General features: G+C 75.0%; 1 protein-coding gene. It reads right to left on the bottom strand.

The annotated features are described in order from the left end of the window. On the bottom strand, positions 1-472 hold a 472-nt coding region (locus GVL52_RS31930; RefSeq protein ID WP_160012719.1), incomplete at both ends, for a HAMP domain-containing protein.

Raw genomic sequence — 472 nt, 5'->3', positions numbered from 1 at the left:
ACCTGCGACACCACCTGGCCGCTGCGCGCCGCGACCTGGGCGGCCGAGGCCGTCATCTGGTTGGCCTGCTGCGCGGCGTAGGCGCCCTGGTGGACGGTCTGGGTCAGGTCCGCCAGCGCGGAGGCGGCCTCCTGCAGGTTGCCGGAGGTCTGTTCCGTGCGGTGGCTCAGGTCGAGGTTGCCCGAGGCCACCTCCGAGCTCGCCAGCAGGATGGAGTCGGCCGCGGTGCCGATGTGCCCCACCAGCGCGCGCAGCTGCGCCTGCATGGCGGCGATCGCCTCCAGCAGCCGGCCCGTCTCGTCGTGGATGCGCACCTCGACCGCCGAGGTCAGGTCGCCGCGCGCGATGCGTTCGGCCACCACGACGGCGCGGCCGATCGGCTGGGTGATGCTCGCGGTGGTGCGCCATGCGATGAGCAGGCCCAGCGCCACGGCCAGCGCCACCAGCGCGCCGGCGGTGAGGCGCGTGCGGC

The sequence above is a fragment of the Rhizobium sp. 18055 genome, assembly GCF_902706285.1.
GTDB lineage: Bacteria > Pseudomonadota > Alphaproteobacteria > Rhizobiales > Rhizobiaceae > Rhizobium.
This window is presented reverse-complemented; position numbering and strand designations above follow the sequence as displayed.